The organism is Halobacillus litoralis (assembly GCF_009856445.1).
Lineage (GTDB): Bacteria > Bacillota > Bacilli > Bacillales > Halobacillaceae > Halobacillus > Halobacillus litoralis.
In genome coordinates, this window is the sequence record NZ_WMFA01000002.1 from 174,320 (window position 1) to 190,720 (window position 16,401).

Genomic DNA, 16,401 nt, shown 5'->3' on the forward strand with positions numbered 1-16,401 from the left:
AAGGAGTCGTCACATGAATTTTATGTTATGCACAATAAAAAACATGGCCCTTGATATCCTCTCCATGCTCAAAGGATTCATCTACGGATTTATCATGGTTGGATTAATGATTGGGCTTTTGGGTGGAGCCCTCTATGGAGTGTTGTACTTGAGAAATCTTTTTCTGTAAGGGGGGAGTTATGCGCTGATCAACGCTGCTATTCGTTTGTAATGTTCGAATAGAGCCTCCTTAATTTTCTATCACCTTCCTGGGCGCTTTGCATAAAATGTGAAGAGTCAAAGGAGGGTGATGTGATGAACAATACAGGTAACCCACAGATGCAGGGAAGTGGAAACCAGTCTAAAAACATCCATGACTTTTGCAGGCAAAACCTTTATCAAATGGTTCAAATCGAAATGGCGGATGGGCAGACACATACAGGGCTGCTGCACAGCTATGATCATAATCAAATGAATTTGATTATGCCAACAGGCCAGCAAGGCCAGCAAGGCCAGCAAGGACAACAAGGACAAAACCGAGATGTAAACCAGGAGGACAGCCGGCTGTTCTTCCCATTCTTTGGACCGTTCGGGCTGTTCGGCTTTCCGTTTTGGGGGATCCGAAGATGGTGGCCGTATTATTATCCATACTCATACTGGTGGTAAAAGCAGAAAAGTCACTGAAAAGTTTCAGTGGCTTTTTTGTTCTGTCTGACGGATTTTATGATACGATGAGTAAAAGGAATCATTTACCATAGGAGAGTGGGGATGGGATGAAAGAAAACCTGACGTTTGCCTGGATTGCTTCATGGTTTGCCCTTGTGGGGCAGCTCGCCTTTTTTGTTGTGGTCGCTTTAATTACAGGGGATTGGCGCTACGTGATGTGGAGTTTACTGGTCAGTTTGAGTGTCGGGGTTCCCCATATGATTCGGACGTGGAAGTCGCAGCAAAAGGCCCATGCGAGAAAAATATATGAGCAGGGAGAAGGTTCGGTATGATTGAAAAGATCGATACGATGTGTCTGACCGTGAAAGACGCTGAGAGAGCGGGGTCATGGTATGAGGAAAAGCTGGGGTTTACCATTTCTTTTAAAGGGGAAGGATACCGCGTGCTTTCCATCGGCAATCATCCGGTCCCCTTGACGATTGAAGAAGCAAACGTGGAGTCGCCAAGTCGGAGCTACCCGATTTTTTACTCGAGGAATATTGATGAGACTTATGAACAATTAAAAGAGAAACAGGTAGACGTAGGGGACAAGCACACCGACGCAGATAATTATTATTTCGATTTTTACGATTTGGATGGCAATCGTCTCCAGGTTTGTTGCTATTCATAGACTTATGAGTTTTTCTTCTAATGAAATGTGAATTTACAGGATGATTCAAGGCTGAAAGGGGGAGTGAAAAATGAAAAGATCGTTGACAAATCAATCCCTGCATGGGGTCTGTGCAGGGATTGCTCATCATTTTGGGCTTTTTCCTATGGCCGTTCGTCTTTTGTTTGTCCTTACATTTCCGGTCTCTCTTTTCCTTTACATCTTTCTTGCCAATACACTCCCGAGTGACCATCCGTCTCTGTAATAGTAGGTTCGCTTTCACGCGATCCATCTTTTCCTAAGCATAGGAGACCAGCTCCGAGGGGGAGGGGAAGATTGAGAAGGAGGATAAAGAATGATGAAAATCTTTTTTCTATTAGCATCCATCACTATTCCGGTTTCTCTTTTGATGAATCAGGCGGCGACAGGTATGCTTGCGTCCCTTTTATTCCTACTTACAGGTGCTTACTTCAGTAAACCACGCTTCCGACAGTACACGGATGAATCATAGTCATGACTATAGGTAACAGGAAGCGGTAAAAAGTAAAACCCCTGGAAATACCACCCTGTTTTTTGAAGGAGAATGATACATGGAAGATAATCAAAGAGAGTCTAAACACACCAAATGGTATCTTTATGCGGTGCTTTTTTACTGGCTTTTGTATACGATGAAAACGTTCTTCATAGAGGAGCGATGGTTCGATTTTGTTTTTTATGGACTAACGATATTAGGAATTGCAGCATTTGCGTTTATAGAATACAAGAAACGGAAGCTGGCCGTTTCTTTAGTAGCCATTGCCTTGTTTTTTGCGTATCTGTTTGAATTTATTCCTGTTCCTGTTCCATGAATATGTTGGAGAGCGTGTTGAGCTAAAGTCATCACAATCCCCAATATCCACGTTTTAGCGAATCATCGACTCCTCTTAGAATGAAGATTTCTGCACGACTTATTGTTCAATAACCATTCCCTTTTCTATCCCCCAATGAGTATTCTTCTCTAAAGACCCTTGTTTGTTGATGTGTCCTTTGACAGTAATGGGATCTCCTCTTTTTATGTTTAAATCCAACGATTGCCCCTCAACGTTCTGAGTTTTGACGACAACGATGTGAGGCAGCATCTCTTGGCTGGTCGTCTCAATATTCATCCAATTTTCTCCATTGTAGGAGTCTCCTGCATAAAGGACGAGAAAATCAGGGAACGTTTGGACAAGCGTGCCTTTCCATGTCACCTCTTTTTGATACATGAATCTTGTAAACGTGTCAGACTTCAACGAATCATCCAGCTTATAAAATTGATCCACCGTCTCTTTGAGTCCATTGAATTCGTCATCGCGAAATTGGCGGACAAAAGACTGTTGTGCTGCAGAGTTATAGTAGCCTCTATAGAGTCCATCAAGGGGCTTTCTAGCTTCTAAAACCTCACGGAAGCTGTCTTTTTGTGACATCTGTCCGAGAAACATGAGGACAATGTTCTCATGAGCAAGGGCGATTGGGTGATCTTTGAGGTGCTCTGTGCCTTCAGCCGTTTCATATTCAATAATGTCGATATCCCCTATGGAATAGCCGTTCACGAATTGCTCGTGTTCCTGGACACTTTCAGATAATGGTTCCTTCTCACCGTCCAGAAGGTTTGATTCATTGAGCCATTGGTAGACGTTATCTGCAGTGTAAGTTTTATTTTTTTCTTTGGTCTCTTCATTGTTTGAGGATTCATTCATGCAGCCGGTGAGAACGGTTAGAAGCATGAGAATCGTAAGTGCTGCTTTTTTCACATTCGACCTCCTTGTGTTTCATCTTCATTCATTGTAAACCAATGAATCTATGCGTGTAAGGGAGAGAATATGTTTTAATAGAAGAACAACGAATCATTAGAGACTCCCATATATAAAGAAAAGATTCCGAAAACTATAGCATGGGAAATTTGGCGGAGGAAATCATTCAGGTTATGTAGGGAAAGGGGAGGCAGTCATGGTGGTTACATTTGAAAAACTGACAGAGCCAACGATACAAATCGCATCGGCCTATCATCGATGGGAAAATGATACCGAACTTATTCCGATGGTCCGTCCAAATCCGAATCAGGAGGCACTGGAGAAAAGATATGAAGTAACAAAGGAAAGTTTGAAACAGCGGATGAAAAACCATGAAATTTTCCTTATCTATATGGATGGTGAACTTGTTGGAGAAATGAATTACATGGTCAATCCTAGTCATTTACATAGGAAAGATAAAGATACAGCCTGGATTGGAATCACCATCGGGGAGGCAGCCGGTCGGGGAAAAGGAATTGGATATGAGGCCATCCGTTATTTGGAGGATCGTATCAAAGCGGAAGGGTTAGGCAGGGTAGAGCTCGGGGTATTCGAATTCAATAAAAAGGCACAGAAGCTGTACAGAAACCTTGGGTATGAAGAGATTGCGAGAATCCCGGATTTTACATATTGGAACGGAAGCAAATGGGCGGACATCCGCATGGAGAAGTTTTTGTGATGGTAAACAAGCGCGGAACTTCATGGTGAAAAATAAAACCGAATGTGGATGGGCAGAAAGTCGAAAAACTTTTATAATAGAAGTAGTATTTAATCTATAGGTAGAAAAGGAGGCCCGATATGCGCCACGATATACAACCGAACGAACGCGCTTTCTCTACGAAGGAAGTAGCTGAAGAAGTCGGGATCGCCACAACGACGGTCAGACGGTATGGGCAGCTACTTGAACAGAACGGGTACGAATTTTTCAAAGACGGCGACCGGAGGATTTTTGTGAGGTCAGATGTCGAGGCTCTTAAAACAATCCGCGATTCTGAATTGCCGAAAGAAGATAAAATCAAAGAAATTGTAGAAGAACAGCGGGAGCTTCTCGCAGGCTATGAGTCGCGCGAACTCGCGCTTTCCGATACATATGACGGGACAGGCCTTGAGGATTCCGATCAGATGAAAGAAATGTTTCGTTTCCTTGCCAGTGAGCTTGCCGCCTCAAGAGAAATGAACGTTCAGTTGAAAAATGATATGGCTGAATTGAAAACGACCGTTTCCCGCTTGAAACAGGATCACCATGTCATCAGCTCCGGGGTCGGTAATTTTTCACAGAAGACGCATACGAAAATGGACAAGATGATGCAGCAGCAGAAAGAGCAGTATGAAGAATTGCTGCGTGAAGAGCAGGAGAAGTCGGAATATCTTCAAAAAGAAATCCGTGAGATGCGTGAAGAACAGAAAAAAGAGTGGCGCTCCCAAAGTGAGTTCAATGAACGGTTGGAACATTCCGTCAAACATTCCCGCGGGACACTTGGTAAGATTATGTCCATATTTAAAAAATAGCAGCGAGAGACGCTTGAATCGGTGAAGGTTCAAGTGTTTTTTGTATAAAACTCCAGGAAGGGTGAGTGGATGAAGAGGTTGGCTTTCGTCATGGTACTGGTGCTGTTTGGTGCGATGCCCGTGGATGCTGTTGTCGTCAAAGAGGAAAAAGCGGTTGAGCGGTCGAAAAACGTTGACGTCACACAGGTTCCATCTACCCTCGTTCTTTATGATACGGAGATGAAGCGAAGGATACAGATTGAATCTGTGGAGGGAATCATGAGAATCACTGAAGGGGTAAACAAAGCCGCTCCTGTAAAAGGAAGATGGACAAAATCAGAAAAACTGGGAACCTTGGATTTTGGAGATGAAGAGATGATCCACATCTATTATGGAGACGAGCGGGAGAACGTCTATTTGATTTCAGAAGAAGAAACGGTATTCATGTCCAGAATACACTTCTTCGATCTCTTTTATCGGTCTGTGAACAGTCTTCCTCTTCCACCAGGAGAAGGCGGGGATGTCCAACCTCTTCCCCCGGGCCAGCCCGTTCAACCGGATGATTTTCTTCCCTTATAAACGAACGTATGTTTTCGGTCCAATGGTGTAGATGATGTTCGTACCATCCTCGGATTCAAGACGATGCCTTTTCCCATAACCTAGAAGGAAGGAGGTTATCAAAATGAGTATCGTGATTTTTAGTGGAACACCGAGGAAGAATGGGCGGACAAAAATTGTCGCTCAGATTTTACAGCATAAATTGGGGGGCACGTTGGTCGACTTAAGTATGCTTGATCTTCCATTATTCAATGGAGAAGAGTCGCAGGGAAATCACCCTTCTGTGCAGTGGCTGCGAAGGGTTGTCTCAGAAGCGGACCGTTTTATTTGGGTGTCACCGGAATATCATAATGGTATGAGCGGTGCGTTAAAAAATGCACTGGAGTATTTGAGTGGGGGGCATTTTAAAGGGAAACCTACACTGCTGTTTGCTGTTTCAGGAGGCGGGAAAGGCGGCATCAATGCACTGAATCAAATGCGTACCGTCGGCCGTGGACTTTACGCAACCGTGGCTCCAGAGCAGTTGATTTTTGATCCGGAACACTTTGAAGGAAACCGATTGAAGTCGGAAATGGAAGAAAAGCTTGATCTATTGCTGTCGGAATCGATAGGGCAACGCTTTATGGACGTGAAGAGCAGTTGAATGGGGGTTATTTGAGCATTCGAAATAGCTACTTAAGAATACGGGCTGGATATTAAGTGATTCGACAAACTTAATAGAGGTTCGACATGACTAAGCAGAAGGAGGTGCCTAAATGAGTGGATATGAACGGGTGGAAGAATTGAACATTATGAAAGTGATCGCTGAAACGCTGAACCGGTGTAATGACATGACAGTGATGCTTCAGACGGTCCTCGAGAAGTTGCTCGAACTGACAAAGCTTGATACGGGCTGGGTTTTCCTCATCGACAGTCCGGAAGAATATGTACTCGCTGCTCATCATGGACTTCCTCCAGCTTTAGCTTGGGGGGAGTACGAGCCGATGTGCAGCGGAGGCTGTCACTGTTTAAGCCGTTACCGCAATGGAACGCTGACGCATCCAGTCAACATCATCGAATGCAAACGGCTGAATAAAGCGATCGAGAATGCCTGGGGAGATACGAATGGGATTACCCACCACGCTACGATTCCTCTAGGGGATGGAGAAGAATCTTTCGGTTTGTTGAACGTGGCTTCCCCTCGAAAAGAAAAGTTTTCGCAGGAAGAATTGACCATGCTTCAATCCCTCGGCTTTCAAATCGGGACAGCAATCCGCAGGACGCGCTTGTATCAAGAGGAGCAGAGACGTGCCGAGAGTTTTGAAAAATTGAATCAGTTTGCCGGGTTTTTATGGTCTGCGGATGATTTTTATGATTTGCAAGATATATTGGAAAAGGAAGGAAAAAAGATATTTGGCTGGTCTTCGGTCGATTGTTACATAAAAAATCAAATGGGCAAAAATTCGGCTTCTGGGTTATTAGAAGAAGTCAGGGTCGACGATTCCCTTGCTGTCATTCCAATCGCAAGAGAGAAGGTTGTGCAGGGGGGCGTTTGGATTACACCACCGGAAGGTACCTCGTTTCAGCCTGGGGATGGGGAATTTCTGAGAGCCCTGGCACGCCATTTGACCCTCGTTTATGAGAGCATCGCCCTTAAAGAAAAACGGCAGGAACTGCTGCTTCATGAAGAGCGGAAAAGGCTCGCGCGCGATTTGCACGACTCTGTAAATCAGAAACTTTTTTCCTTATCGTTGACGGCAAAAGGTGCAAAGGAAATGGTGTCAAAGTATGATTCCTCTCTGGGGGAATTGATGGATGACATGCTGTCCATGTCCCAGCAGTCCTTAAAAGAGATGCGTTCATTGATTTGGCAGCTGCGCCCGGTAGGACTGGAAGAGGGACTGCTTTCTGCCATGAAAAAATATGGAGAGCATCTTGGTCTCTGTGTCCAGTTTGATATGGAACGTCTCCCCGACTGGTCACGTCAGGCAGAAGAAACGCTGTGGCGAATCGGACAGGAAGCGATGAACAATGTTGGGAAACACGCAAATACGAGAGAGGTTACCGTCCGACTTTTTGATACAAAAGAAGGAGCGGGCATGACTGTGACGGACCATGGGGATGGTTTTCTGGTAGAAGCGGGCGAAAATAGGCATACGCTCGGATTAATCAGCATGAAAGAACGGGCGGAATTATTAGCTGGAGAACTTTCTGTGAGAAGCGAACCGGGGGCGGGAACGACGGTCGAGGTCTTTTTACCGCACAGAAAGGAGAGGAGGGGTGAGCATGAAGATTAGAGTGATGCTGGTCGATGATCATCTTGTAGTTTTAAGAGGGTTGAAGTTTTTTTTGAATACACAGGAGGATATCGAGGTCATCGGAGAAGTGGAAAACGGGGAAAAAGCACTGCACGCGTATGAAAAATGGAACCCTGATGTCGTGCTGATGGATTTGATGATGCCGGTGATGGATGGTGTGGAAGCGACGAAAAAGTTGCGTGAAGCCCATCCGGAGGTGAAAGTGGTCGTTCTGACAAGTTATTCTGATCAGGATCATGTCATTCCTGCGCTCCAGGCCGGGGCTGTCGGATACCAACTGAAAGATGTCGATCCTGACGAACTTGTTAAAACAATCAAAGCCGCCTCCAAAGGGGAGAAGCTGCTCCATCCGAAAGCGACGAACCTCCTTTTGGAGCAAATGAGTAATGGAACAAATAAGAAGGAACCTGGTGTCCATTTCAAGCTGACGACCAGGGAGAAAGATGTGTTATATCAAATCACGCTTGGGAAAAGCAACAAAGAAATTGCGAGCGATTTGTACATCACAGAAAAAACGGTTAAGACGCATGTGAGTAATCTATTAAGCAAGCTGCAGGTCCATGATCGTACACAGGCGGCGATTTATGCTATGAAAGAAAACCTATTTGCTGACCGTTCAATAGAAAATTAGTTTGATTAGAAGTCTCCTCCCTCAGGGCAGAGGCTTTTTTTCATATTCTCAAATTATCTGAGACTTCGAATTCAGGCGCAAGAGGAAAGAAGGTTGTTTCTTTATTTTTTTGGAAGTATTTATGAAACCGTTTGGATTCACAGTCGTATAGGATAGTGGAAGAAATGACTTCTTCCTACACGATAAGCTTATGAGGAGAGATGGAGATGCAGGCGTTGATGGAAGCTCCCAAACAACAATTATCGAAGGACAGTATGAAAGTATGGATCATTAGTGAAACCATAGGGAATCTGATTGGGTTCGTGATCCTTGGAGCTCTGTTCGTCGCTGACCATTATTTGTCCTGGTATGACTGGGTTGTATGGATCCTTATCGCTCTCACTGTACTCTCCGTTGTGTCAACCATCTGGTCGTTCTTTAGAGTATCATTGTTATATAAAAATTGGCGGTATGACGTGAACGAAGAATATTTACAATTGAAATCGGGCGCTCTTCATGAACAGCATCACATCATTCCGATGACTAAAATACAGTCGGTTTCAACTCATCAGGGGCCGTTACTCAAAAAGTACAATCTCTACTCTCTCAAAATAAACACGGTAGGATCTGATCATGAAATCCTTGCCCTTCCTAAACAGAAAGCCTTTGAATTAAGGGATCGAATCGCGGTTTATGCCAAAGTGGAAGAGGTGGAAAGATGAACAGAAAGCGAAATCATCCAATGATGATGGTTTATGAGTTAGGAAAATTAATTAAAAACAGCCTGTTTTTGTTCATCTTTTTCTTTGTGGTAAAAGCAGGTTCTGAAACGTGGTTTTTTGTATACGGGCGTTATGGTGTCGTTGTTTTATTTATGTTGACGGTGCTTTATCTTCCTTTCAAATGGTATTCTCGTACCTATCAATTAGATGACAAAGCTGTACATATGGCAAGCCGGTTGTTTACAACCACGCAGAAGACGGTTCCTTATTCTAAAATTCAAAATGTACAAAAGGAATTGAAATGGTTTCACCGGGTTTTCGGTATGACTTCCCTAACACTTGAAACGAGCATGCAGGGAGGGGAGAGTTCGATCCGCTTCCCTGTTTTAAAAAAGGAAGAGGCAGCGAGGATCGAGCAGAGGGTGCAAGGGAAGGTGCCTCCAGAATTAAAACAGCAAAAAGAAACATCAGAAGAGGTTGATGTTCCTATACTGAAAGAGCGGAAGAAGGGGACTGAGAGTGAGTGCAATCCAATAGATTCTCATAAAAGGATTCATTTCACTCCTAAGAAAAGGGAACTTTTTAAGGCTTCGTTTGCCTCTCTCAGTTTTTTGGCCCTCACCCCAGTGATTGGTTCATTCTTGTCCAAATTAGATGATTTCCATTTTGAGAAGCAGGTGGATGGTTTTCTTTCTTTTCTATTTGAATCGACGACGGTACTTGTCACGACTATTCTCCTGTTCGTGATCCTTTCTGCTGTATTTGGTATAGGAAGTACGATTTTAAAATACGGGAAATATGAAATTGCTTCTGACAAGGACACGATTTATATTACGAAGGGAATGGTTGAAGAGAAATATGTATCGATTTCCAAAGGCAAAGTACAGGCGGTTCTTGTTGAGCAATCATTGATGAAACGAATCCTTGGCCTTGCTATGGTGAAGTTTGTGACTGCGGGAGGAAGTGGAGAGGAATCGGAAGTGACCGCGCTTTACCCATACCTTCCTGTAAGTCGGGCGTCTTCCTTAATTGAGGAGCTACTCGCTGATTATCGTATATCCTCACGCATGAACCGCCTGCCAAAGCAGGCGGCTTGGATAAGAATGCTGAAACCGAGCTGGCTATGGTTGGTTTCAACAGTCCTTATATTTTTTGTCAAACCAGAACCATTAGGGATATCTCAAGCCTGGTGGATCTTTTCCATCGTCCTGTTTATCCTTATTATGATTTCTCGTGTTCTGAGTTATTATCATTCCAGCTACGCAATTCATGACCAATACATTCAGTTTCGTTCAGGTGGATTTACGACAAGCCTTTATTTATCTAAAAGAAGCAGAATTATTGAAATGGAAGCTTCGCAAACATTTATACAAAAAAAGGTGGGCCTTGCATCGTTAAATATCGTTAATCAGGCGAACCCTGTCCGGTTTACTTCAATGGAGGATTTGCCGGCACAGTTTGCAGGCGAAGCCTATCAATGGTACACAGGAAGGAAAGAAGAAGTTCATCTTGTAACGGAAGGGGAGGAAAACCATGAACAAATGGGCCTGGGTGTCCTTGGGGATGGTTATCATTAATTTAATTATGTTTCTCTTGGTGCGGGGACCGGACGTCAATCTGCCCATGGTGGTGATTGTTGGAAGCTCTCTTTCCCTCGTAGGTATTGCCTGTGCAATTCTCTCTAAGAAAGTTATCGCAGGTACAGCTGGGTCCGTATTGAACGGCGGGGTGCTGATTGTAATGTTCTTTCTACTTCTTTCGATGGGAATCAGCAGCTCTTAAAGAAAGGAGTGGACACTATTCGTCAGGTGATTCATATGACGAACCTTGTTTTATTCGTGCTCTTGTTAGCTTGGGGATTTCTTCTTTATTTTGGACTTCACTTCGTGGAACAGGAAGATCCGTATATAGGTGAAAATATGGCGATCTTCTTGGTCTATGTCATCTGGGGCGCCGGTTATTTCATGCAGTTGAAACAACCGACGGTGAAGCGTGTGGTAGTGGTACTGCTTATATCTTTAGGAATGCAGGTGCTGCTTTTTTACAGTCTTTATTATGTGGTTACATTTTTTGAATGGATCTTTGAATAATTAAATATGGAGGGAATAGGTATGAAAAAATTGTATCGCTCTACAGATGACAGCCAACTGTCTGGAGTTCTTGGTGGTCTGAGTGAAACGTTTAACATTGATGCAAGCATTTTGAGGATCATCGTGGTCGTTTCCGGATTTTTCACAGGTGGTTTGACGTGGCTGATTTATATTGTGGCTGCCATAGTCATGCCGACGGATCAGGAGGTAAGGAAATAGCAGGCGGGGACGCTTATTTCAGAGTGTTTCCAATAGGCAGATTCTCATCCTTGTTAAACAGAGGTGCTAAATGACGAAGTTAAACAAACAAACCCAGTATATTCGTTCCATTGATCTAAAACGTGAAAAGATACAATCCTATAAGGATTTCCCGCTCAATCTACCCGTCATTCGTAATTTTGAAAAATTGCAGTTACATCCCCATGTTACCTATATTATCGGTGAAAACGGGATGGGGAAATCGACATTGCTGGAAGGAATGGCGATTGCGCTCGGTTTTAATCCGGAGGGCGGGACGCTCAACTTCAATTTTTCAAACTATGACTCTCACTCCAATCTGGATGAATACCTTCGTCTCGCCAAAGGGGTGCATCGTCCAAAGGATTCCTTCTTTTTCCGAGCGGAGAGTTTTTATAATGTCGCCACGAACATTGAAGAGCTGGACAGAGAAATAGGCGGAAGGAAAATCATCGATTCGTTCGGAGGCAAATCTCTGCATGAGCAGTCTCATGGCGAATCTTTTTTTGCAGCGTTCACTGAGCGTTTTCAAGGCGGAGGGTTATACATACTGGATGAGCCAGAAGCTGCCCTGTCTCCTTTACGTCAATTGTCGATGCTGCGAAGGATTCATGATCTTGTTCTTGAAGGCTCCCAGTTCATTATCTCCACCCATTCTCCTTTGTTGATGGCCTATCCTGATGCGAAAATCATGGAGTTAACCGAGAGAGGAATGGGCGAGACCTCACTTGAAGAGACCAACCACCACACGATAATGAAGCAGTTTTTTGACGACAAAGAACGGTTGCTGCATCATTTATTTCAATGAAAGGGGAATGATTGATGGATTTAGCTTTGCTGTTTGGCGTTCTATTGACTTTGCTTCCGCTCGTGACGATAAAAAAAGTGAAAGAAGAAACATTCATGCAGCGAGTAATCCATATCGGGTGTCTTCTTGTAGGGATCCTGCTTCTCGTCGGATTTTCCATTCAGTTTATGGCATACATGGATAATTTTTAAGAAAGAAGAAGGGGGTGAATGTGGTGAAAATACTTATCTCAAGCTTTATGCTTCTATCACTCTTTGCATCGATAACCTTTTTGGTACATAAGCGAAGGAAGACAGGCGTGAAGGGGTGGAAAACAGCTTTGACATCTATCTGCTTTTACGCCATTGCTTTAATAAACCTTGCTGCCTACTGGTGGGATGGCCTGGGTATCCTCAGTTGGATGATTACGCTCTCCCTTCTTATGTTAGGTGCATATTTTACGAGATATATGGCTCTCCCTTCAGAACCGGCTTCATGATTATAATCAAACTTATTTATTGAGTTTGACAAGGAGGAAAAAATGGAGGTTTACTCATTTAAAAAAGAAACCGGTAAAAAGATTACAAAGTTCCAATCGGATTTCATCATGAGACGCATAACCAGGACGCAAAAAGTCGCGCATATCGGCGGCATGCATTTAGATGAACATGGGGTGATCGGTTACCACCAGGCTGTCGTTCCGCAGCTTTTGCTGGTGGTTGAAGGAGAAGGGGTAGTCAGGGGTGAAGCGGAAAAGTTTACGCCTGTGAAAACTGGTGACGCCGTTTATTGGGGAAAAAACGAATGGCATGAAACGAGAACGGACACAGGAATGACCGCCATTGTCATTGAAAGTGAAGAGTTGGACCTTTCTGCTTTAAAACCGTACTAAATCTTGAAGTGGACCATAACATCTGAACCTATATAGGGGTGATCTTATTCAAAGGTTTTTTAAGTCCTGGATTGGCTGGTTGGTAGGTGTTCTTGCAGGGATCTTCCTTATAAGCTTATGGGAGGGCAGAGAGATTGATTGGAGGCTTTTCATCGGTCTCGGTGCCGGCGGTCTCATTGGCACGTCAATAGGGTTGGGGATGAAAAGAGCGCTGGAAAAAGAGGAAAACTAATCCTGTACTTGAATATACATAGGAGGTCTTTATTTTGAAAAAGTTGATGGCGGGGTGGTTTTGTGTAGTATCCCACTTCCATATTTCATCAGCTTCTTTGAAATGATAGAAGGGATCACTGAAGTCTTTATAAAACGCGCAAGAAGGGAGCGGTCACCATCGAACACGTCATCCAGGTCGCCAACTTATCCAAGTCTTATGGAGCTACACAAGCGGTTAAGAATCTTTCTTTTTCGGTAAGAAAGGGAGAAATCTTTGGAATTATTGGACCGAATGGAGCGGGTAAGACGACGACACTTGAAATTTTAGAGGGCATTCAGAAACCTACTTCAGGAGAAGTGGAGGTGTTGGGTCTGAACCCGGAGAAGCAGCTGCGTGAACTCAATCGAAGGATTGGGGTGCAGTTTCAGGCGACCTCCATCCAGAAGAAAATGAAGGTGAAAGAGGCGCTGGATTTGTTTTCAAGCTTTTACAAAGGAAGTACTCAAAAGGATACATTGATTGAGATGCTGGACCTTGGAGAAAAGCTTAATGTCCACTTCGAAGATCTCTCTGGTGGCTGGAAGCAGCGGGTCACCCTTGCTCTGGCAACGCTCCACCAGCCTGAGCTGTTGTTTCTGGATGAACCGAGCATGGGGCTTGACCCTCATGCAAGGCGTGAAATGTGGGGGATGATTCGTACCTTGCGGGATAAAGGGAGCACGGTTGTTGTAACCACGCATTACATGGAGGAAGCGGAAAAACTGTGTGATCGTGTCGCCATGATTTACAGCGGGGAGCTCAAAGCCTTGAACAACCCTGATGCTCTTCTTGACGATGTGGCGACCCATTATATCGGTTTTGAAAGTGAACGGATGTCCTATGAATACTTGTTGACATTAGGCGAAGTGGTTCGGGTGGAGCATGAGGGCAGCGACTTCAAAGTGTTCAGTGAGGACCTCCAACAAACGGCCTATCAAATTTTCACTTATTGTCACGAGGAAGACATAGCATTAAAAAATTTTAAGTTTGATCGAGGGTCTCTAGATGATCTGTTCGTGCAATATTTAGAAAAGGAGAAAACAGGATGAATACGGTAGTGAAATTAGCAAACTTGGAAACTAAAATGTTTTTCCGTGATCGTCTCAGTGTTTTCTGGACGTTCCTCTTTCCTGTTGTGATGATCTGGTTGTTCGGCTCGATGTTCAGTGGTGACATGGCCGGTCCATTTACATTCGCTGAAGTTTTCATCCCGTCCTGGATCGGTGTCAATATAGTCACGACCTCGTTTTTCACGTTAGGAACGGTTCTCGCTGGCTATAGAGAAACAGGTGTCCTGCGCAGGTATCAATCGACGCCGCTCCAACCATGGAAGATTCTCGCAGCCCATACGATCCAGGGGACAGTGATCTTCATCATATCCGCCCTCCTGCTTATGGTTTTCGGGATGGTCATGTACGACCTTCAGCCCCCGGTGTATATCGGAAGTACACTTCTTGCTTTATTGATCAGCATCCTTGCTTTTTTCCCGTTCGCGTTATTTGTTACGTCACTGGCTAAAAATACACAGTCGGCAGCGGCCATCAGCTCGCTTTTTTTGAACCTGATGCTTTTTCTCTCGGGGGCTACGTTTCCTTTGGAGATGATGCCGACGATTCTTCAGTACGTAGCGAAGGTTTTACCGTTGTACTATGTCATTCAATTGCTCCGCGGCACTTGGAATGAAGCTCCTATTTCAGACTATGGCCTGGAAGTAGGTATTTTGCTGGGAATTGCGGTTGCTTCCATTGTGCTTGCTTCCCGTTATTTTAAATGGAGTGAAAAATAGAAGATAGGAAAGCTTAGTGGTGATAAAGGAAGAGGGGTGGACGTGATTAAACTTGTTTTATTATTCGGCCCTCAAGCTGTCGGTAAAATGACAGTCGGGCAGGAATTAGAAGAAATAACGGGGTTGAAGCTTCTTCACAATCACATGACCATTGAACTGCTTCAGCCTTTTTTTGGTTTCACTGATGAGATGTGGCGTTTGTCTCAAATGTTCAGAGAAGAAATCTTCCGTACTTATGCAAAAAGTGATGAATATGGAATGATCTTTACGTTTATATGGGCATTTAATAAGCGGGAAGATTGGGCGTTTGTCGAAACGATCGTTGATATCTTCGAAAGGCAAGGTGGAGATGTTTATTTCGTAGAACTGGAGGCAGATTCGGATGAAAGAATCAGGAGGAATCGTACGCCCAACAGACTTGATCATAAACCTTCCAAAAGAGATGTAGAAGAATCGGAGAAAAGGATGATTGCTTCGATGGACCACTTGCGGATGAATACCGAAGATGGTGAAATAACAGAGGAGAACTACATCAAGATCGCGAATACAGAACTTGAACCGAGAGTTGTTGCAAAGAAAATCCAAGAAACGTTTGGTCTGTAGAAGATGGAGGATGGGTTTGTGAAGAAGATGGTTTTGTTTTTGTTTGGCCATCCTTATAGGGAATCGAAGCTTTTGACTTTATATTATTGGGTGGCTGTTTCAATGTACATAATCGCTGTTGCTTTATTGTTAATCACCGCTATTTTGACAGGGGATATAGGATTTTGGATGAGTTTCATTATGAATATCGTTGGATTTCCGATCATATTTCGAGTTGTTTACGGACTGGTTACCCGTGTGAATCAAATGATATGAAAGTCATGAAAAAAGCAGCAGCTGGGAGACAGCTGCTGCTTTTATTAATCTTCGACGACGAGGTTTTTTTCAAAGCGGTTGACGTCTTTATCGGCTCCGATGACAATCAGAATGTCGCTTGCATTCACTTGTTCGGTGGCCATCGGGGAAACGATGACATCTTTTCCTCGTTTGATGGCTACGATGTTACACCCGTACTGGGCGCGGATATCCAAATCGATCAGCGTCTTTCCACTCATTTTTCTTCCTGCTTTCACCTCAACGACGCTGTGATCATCGGAAAGCTCAATATAATCAAGGATATTATCGGAGATGATGTGATGAGCGATACGTTTTCCCATATCTCGTTCCGGGTGCACGACTTGATCGGCCCCGATTTTGTTCAGTATTTTCTCATGATAATCGTTTTGTGCTTTGACGGTGATCATGCGTATGCCCATCTCTTTTAAGATCAAGGTCGTCAGCATGCTTGCCTGGATGTTATCTCCGATTGCTACGATGACGTGATCAATATTTCTGAATCCTAACTCTTTGAGTACGAGCTCATCGGTAGAATCAGCCATGACAGCATGAGAAACGATGTCCCGGTACTCATTGACCTTGTTTTCATCAAGGTCCAAAGCCAGGACTTCCATGCCTTCCCGGCTGAGCTCTCTGCAAATGCTCCCACCAAAACGGCCGAGTCCTACAACAGCAAATGTTTTCTTCATCGTTGGTT

At 44.0% G+C, this 16,401-nt stretch carries 28 protein-coding genes; 26 read left to right on the top strand and 2 right to left on the bottom strand.

Translation table 11 applies throughout. The annotated features are described in order from the left end of the window. Positions 1–13 precede the first annotated feature (13 nt). The 7 genes from GLW00_RS20465 (at position 14) to GLW00_RS06005 (ending at position 2,142) form a co-directional block, all read left to right on the top strand. Complete coding sequence (locus GLW00_RS20465) at positions 14–169, top strand: hypothetical protein (protein ID WP_202412396.1); 156 nt, start codon at positions 14–16, stop codon at positions 167–169. A gap of 125 nt (positions 170–294) precedes the next feature. Next, positions 295–645 (top strand): LSm family protein, encoded by a 351-nt coding sequence (locus GLW00_RS05985; protein WP_160912205.1) that lies wholly within the window; start codon positions 295–297, stop codon positions 643–645. A 107-nt stretch (positions 646–752) separates the two neighbouring features. Then, positions 753–977, top strand: a complete 225-nt coding sequence (locus GLW00_RS05990) for a hypothetical protein (RefSeq protein ID WP_160912206.1) — start codon at positions 753–755, stop codon at positions 975–977. After that, positions 974–1,315 carry a VOC family protein gene (locus tag GLW00_RS05995; protein ID WP_160912208.1) on the top strand — a complete coding sequence of 114 codons (342 nt, stop codon included), beginning with the start codon at positions 974–976 and terminating at the stop codon, positions 1,313–1,315. Before GLW00_RS05990 ends, GLW00_RS05995 begins: the two co-directional genes overlap by 4 nt. Positions 1,316–1,385: 70 nt before the next feature. Beyond that, positions 1,386–1,559, top strand: a complete 174-nt coding sequence (locus GLW00_RS06000; protein WP_160912210.1) for a PspC domain-containing protein — start codon at positions 1,386–1,388, stop codon at positions 1,557–1,559. Between the two features lie 90 nt (positions 1,560–1,649). Continuing rightward, positions 1,650–1,805 (top strand): hypothetical protein, encoded by a 156-nt coding sequence (locus GLW00_RS20470; RefSeq protein WP_202412397.1) that lies wholly within the window; start codon positions 1,650–1,652, stop codon positions 1,803–1,805. A gap of 79 nt (positions 1,806–1,884) precedes the next feature. Next, on the top strand, positions 1,885–2,142 hold the full coding sequence (locus GLW00_RS06005; protein WP_160912212.1) for a hypothetical protein: 258 nt from the start codon (positions 1,885–1,887) through the stop codon (positions 2,140–2,142). Between the two features lie 99 nt (positions 2,143–2,241). Here GLW00_RS06005 and GLW00_RS06010 read toward each other — a convergent pair whose 3' ends face one another. Continuing rightward, the gene (locus tag GLW00_RS06010; protein ID WP_160912214.1) at positions 2,242–3,066 is read right to left on the bottom strand and encodes a hypothetical protein; all 825 of its coding nucleotides are present in this window, start codon (positions 3,064–3,066) and stop codon (positions 2,242–2,244) included. Between the two features lie 196 nt (positions 3,067–3,262). Between GLW00_RS06010 and GLW00_RS06015 the strand changes: the two genes are divergently transcribed. From GLW00_RS06015 to GLW00_RS06105, 19 genes are all read left to right on the top strand, one after another. After that, a complete protein-coding gene (locus GLW00_RS06015) occupies positions 3,263–3,784 on the top strand; it encodes a GNAT family N-acetyltransferase (RefSeq protein WP_160912216.1) in 522 nt (173 codons plus the stop codon). A gap of 119 nt (positions 3,785–3,903) precedes the next feature. Next, on the top strand, positions 3,904–4,614 hold the full coding sequence (locus GLW00_RS06020; RefSeq protein WP_160912218.1) for a GntR family transcriptional regulator: 711 nt from the start codon (positions 3,904–3,906) through the stop codon (positions 4,612–4,614). Between the two features lie 69 nt (positions 4,615–4,683). Beyond that, complete coding sequence (locus tag GLW00_RS06025) at positions 4,684–5,172, top strand: hypothetical protein (RefSeq protein ID WP_160912220.1); 489 nt, start codon at positions 4,684–4,686, stop codon at positions 5,170–5,172. Between the two features lie 103 nt (positions 5,173–5,275). Next, positions 5,276–5,794, top strand: coding sequence for an NADPH-dependent FMN reductase (locus GLW00_RS06030; protein WP_160912222.1), 519 nt, complete (start codon positions 5,276–5,278; stop codon positions 5,792–5,794). Positions 5,795–5,906: 112 nt separating this feature from the next. Beyond that, positions 5,907–7,427 (top strand): GAF domain-containing sensor histidine kinase, encoded by a 1,521-nt coding sequence (locus tag GLW00_RS06035; protein WP_160912224.1) that lies wholly within the window; start codon positions 5,907–5,909, stop codon positions 7,425–7,427. After that, complete coding sequence (locus GLW00_RS06040) at positions 7,417–8,079, top strand: response regulator (RefSeq protein WP_160912226.1); 663 nt, start codon at positions 7,417–7,419, stop codon at positions 8,077–8,079. The genes GLW00_RS06035 and GLW00_RS06040 overlap by 11 nt, the downstream gene beginning before the upstream one ends. A gap of 206 nt (positions 8,080–8,285) precedes the next feature. Next, positions 8,286–8,780 carry a PH domain-containing protein gene (locus GLW00_RS06045; protein WP_160912228.1) on the top strand — a complete coding sequence of 165 codons (495 nt, stop codon included), beginning with the start codon at positions 8,286–8,288 and terminating at the stop codon, positions 8,778–8,780. Further along, a complete protein-coding gene (locus GLW00_RS06050) occupies positions 8,777–10,357 on the top strand; it encodes a PH domain-containing protein (RefSeq protein WP_160912230.1) in 1,581 nt (526 codons plus the stop codon). The genes GLW00_RS06045 and GLW00_RS06050 overlap by 4 nt, the downstream gene beginning before the upstream one ends. Then, positions 10,314–10,562, top strand: coding sequence for a hypothetical protein (locus GLW00_RS06055; RefSeq protein ID WP_160912232.1), 249 nt, complete (start codon positions 10,314–10,316; stop codon positions 10,560–10,562). Before GLW00_RS06050 ends, GLW00_RS06055 begins: the two co-directional genes overlap by 44 nt. Positions 10,563–10,597: 35 nt before the next feature. Beyond that, entirely contained in the window at positions 10,598–10,870 is a 273-nt protein-coding gene (locus GLW00_RS06060; protein ID WP_160912234.1) for a hypothetical protein, read from the top strand. A 21-nt stretch (positions 10,871–10,891) separates the two neighbouring features. Beyond that, positions 10,892–11,089, top strand: coding sequence for a PspC domain-containing protein (locus GLW00_RS06065; protein ID WP_160912236.1), 198 nt, complete (start codon positions 10,892–10,894; stop codon positions 11,087–11,089). 70 nt (positions 11,090–11,159) lie between these two features. Beyond that, positions 11,160–11,915 carry an AAA family ATPase gene (locus GLW00_RS06070; protein WP_160912238.1) on the top strand — a complete coding sequence of 252 codons (756 nt, stop codon included), beginning with the start codon at positions 11,160–11,162 and terminating at the stop codon, positions 11,913–11,915. Between the two features lie 14 nt (positions 11,916–11,929). Further along, positions 11,930–12,106: a hypothetical protein gene (locus GLW00_RS06075; protein WP_160912240.1), complete on the top strand. Its 177-nt coding sequence runs from the start codon at positions 11,930–11,932 to the stop codon at positions 12,104–12,106. Between the two features lie 23 nt (positions 12,107–12,129). Continuing rightward, complete coding sequence (locus GLW00_RS06080; protein WP_326316733.1) at positions 12,130–12,393, top strand: hypothetical protein; 264 nt, start codon at positions 12,130–12,132, stop codon at positions 12,391–12,393. Positions 12,394–12,435: 42 nt separating this feature from the next. Continuing rightward, entirely contained in the window at positions 12,436–12,786 is a 351-nt protein-coding gene (locus tag GLW00_RS06085; RefSeq protein ID WP_160912243.1) for a cupin domain-containing protein, read from the top strand. Positions 12,787–13,188: 402 nt separating this feature from the next. Continuing rightward, complete coding sequence (locus tag GLW00_RS20780) at positions 13,189–14,088, top strand: ABC transporter ATP-binding protein (protein ID WP_335808461.1); 900 nt, start codon at positions 13,189–13,191, stop codon at positions 14,086–14,088. Further along, positions 14,085–14,825 carry an ABC transporter permease gene (locus GLW00_RS06095; RefSeq protein ID WP_160912245.1) on the top strand — a complete coding sequence of 247 codons (741 nt, stop codon included), beginning with the start codon at positions 14,085–14,087 and terminating at the stop codon, positions 14,823–14,825. The genes GLW00_RS20780 and GLW00_RS06095 overlap by 4 nt, the downstream gene beginning before the upstream one ends. Positions 14,826–14,870: 45 nt before the next feature. After that, entirely contained in the window at positions 14,871–15,428 is a 558-nt protein-coding gene (locus GLW00_RS06100) for an AAA family ATPase (RefSeq protein ID WP_160913738.1), read from the top strand. Between the two features lie 18 nt (positions 15,429–15,446). Then, the gene (locus tag GLW00_RS06105; RefSeq protein WP_160912247.1) at positions 15,447–15,683 is read left to right on the top strand and encodes a hypothetical protein; all 237 of its coding nucleotides are present in this window, start codon (positions 15,447–15,449) and stop codon (positions 15,681–15,683) included. 44 nt (positions 15,684–15,727) lie between these two features. Here GLW00_RS06105 and GLW00_RS06110 read toward each other — a convergent pair whose 3' ends face one another. After that, a complete protein-coding gene (locus tag GLW00_RS06110; RefSeq protein WP_115821928.1) occupies positions 15,728–16,393 on the bottom strand; it encodes a potassium channel family protein in 666 nt (221 codons plus the stop codon). Positions 16,394–16,401: the final 8 nt, after the last annotated feature.

Bases quoted from the DNA above. Each gene is read 5' to 3' on its own strand.
- GLW00_RS06045 (WP_160912228.1), top strand. From the start codon at position 8,286: ATGCAGGCGTTGATGGAAGCTCCCAAACAACAATTATCGAAGGACAGT.
- GLW00_RS06005 (WP_160912212.1), top strand. From the start codon at position 1,885: ATGGAAGATAATCAAAGAGAGTCTAAACACACCAAATGGTATCTTTAT.
- GLW00_RS06020 (WP_160912218.1), top strand. From the start codon at position 3,904: ATGCGCCACGATATACAACCGAACGAACGCGCTTTCTCTACGAAGGAA.
- GLW00_RS05995 (WP_160912208.1), top strand. From the start codon at position 974: ATGATTGAAAAGATCGATACGATGTGTCTGACCGTGAAAGACGCTGAG.
- GLW00_RS06030 (WP_160912222.1), top strand. From the start codon at position 5,276: ATGAGTATCGTGATTTTTAGTGGAACACCGAGGAAGAATGGGCGGACA.
- GLW00_RS20465 (WP_202412396.1), top strand. From the start codon at position 14: ATGAATTTTATGTTATGCACAATAAAAAACATGGCCCTTGATATCCTC.
- GLW00_RS06085 (WP_160912243.1), top strand. From the start codon at position 12,436: ATGGAGGTTTACTCATTTAAAAAAGAAACCGGTAAAAAGATTACAAAG.
- GLW00_RS05985 (WP_160912205.1), top strand. From the start codon at position 295: ATGAACAATACAGGTAACCCACAGATGCAGGGAAGTGGAAACCAGTCT.
- GLW00_RS06050 (WP_160912230.1), top strand. From the start codon at position 8,777: ATGAACAGAAAGCGAAATCATCCAATGATGATGGTTTATGAGTTAGGA.
- GLW00_RS06025 (WP_160912220.1), top strand. From the start codon at position 4,684: ATGAAGAGGTTGGCTTTCGTCATGGTACTGGTGCTGTTTGGTGCGATG.
- GLW00_RS06055 (WP_160912232.1), top strand. From the start codon at position 10,314: ATGAACAAATGGGCCTGGGTGTCCTTGGGGATGGTTATCATTAATTTA.
- GLW00_RS06000 (WP_160912210.1), top strand. From the start codon at position 1,386: ATGAAAAGATCGTTGACAAATCAATCCCTGCATGGGGTCTGTGCAGGG.
- GLW00_RS06095 (WP_160912245.1), top strand. From the start codon at position 14,085: ATGAATACGGTAGTGAAATTAGCAAACTTGGAAACTAAAATGTTTTTC.
- GLW00_RS06040 (WP_160912226.1), top strand. From the start codon at position 7,417: ATGAAGATTAGAGTGATGCTGGTCGATGATCATCTTGTAGTTTTAAGA.
- GLW00_RS06075 (WP_160912240.1), top strand. From the start codon at position 11,930: ATGGATTTAGCTTTGCTGTTTGGCGTTCTATTGACTTTGCTTCCGCTC.
- GLW00_RS20470 (WP_202412397.1), top strand. From the start codon at position 1,650: ATGATGAAAATCTTTTTTCTATTAGCATCCATCACTATTCCGGTTTCT.
- GLW00_RS06060 (WP_160912234.1), top strand. From the start codon at position 10,598: ATGACGAACCTTGTTTTATTCGTGCTCTTGTTAGCTTGGGGATTTCTT.
- GLW00_RS06015 (WP_160912216.1), top strand. From the start codon at position 3,263: ATGGTGGTTACATTTGAAAAACTGACAGAGCCAACGATACAAATCGCA.
- GLW00_RS06070 (WP_160912238.1), top strand. From the start codon at position 11,160: ATGACGAAGTTAAACAAACAAACCCAGTATATTCGTTCCATTGATCTA.
- GLW00_RS06110 (WP_115821928.1), bottom strand. From the start codon at position 16,393: ATGAAGAAAACATTTGCTGTTGTAGGACTCGGCCGTTTTGGTGGGAGC.
- GLW00_RS05990 (WP_160912206.1), top strand. From the start codon at position 753: ATGAAAGAAAACCTGACGTTTGCCTGGATTGCTTCATGGTTTGCCCTT.
- GLW00_RS06065 (WP_160912236.1), top strand. From the start codon at position 10,892: ATGAAAAAATTGTATCGCTCTACAGATGACAGCCAACTGTCTGGAGTT.
- GLW00_RS06035 (WP_160912224.1), top strand. From the start codon at position 5,907: ATGAGTGGATATGAACGGGTGGAAGAATTGAACATTATGAAAGTGATC.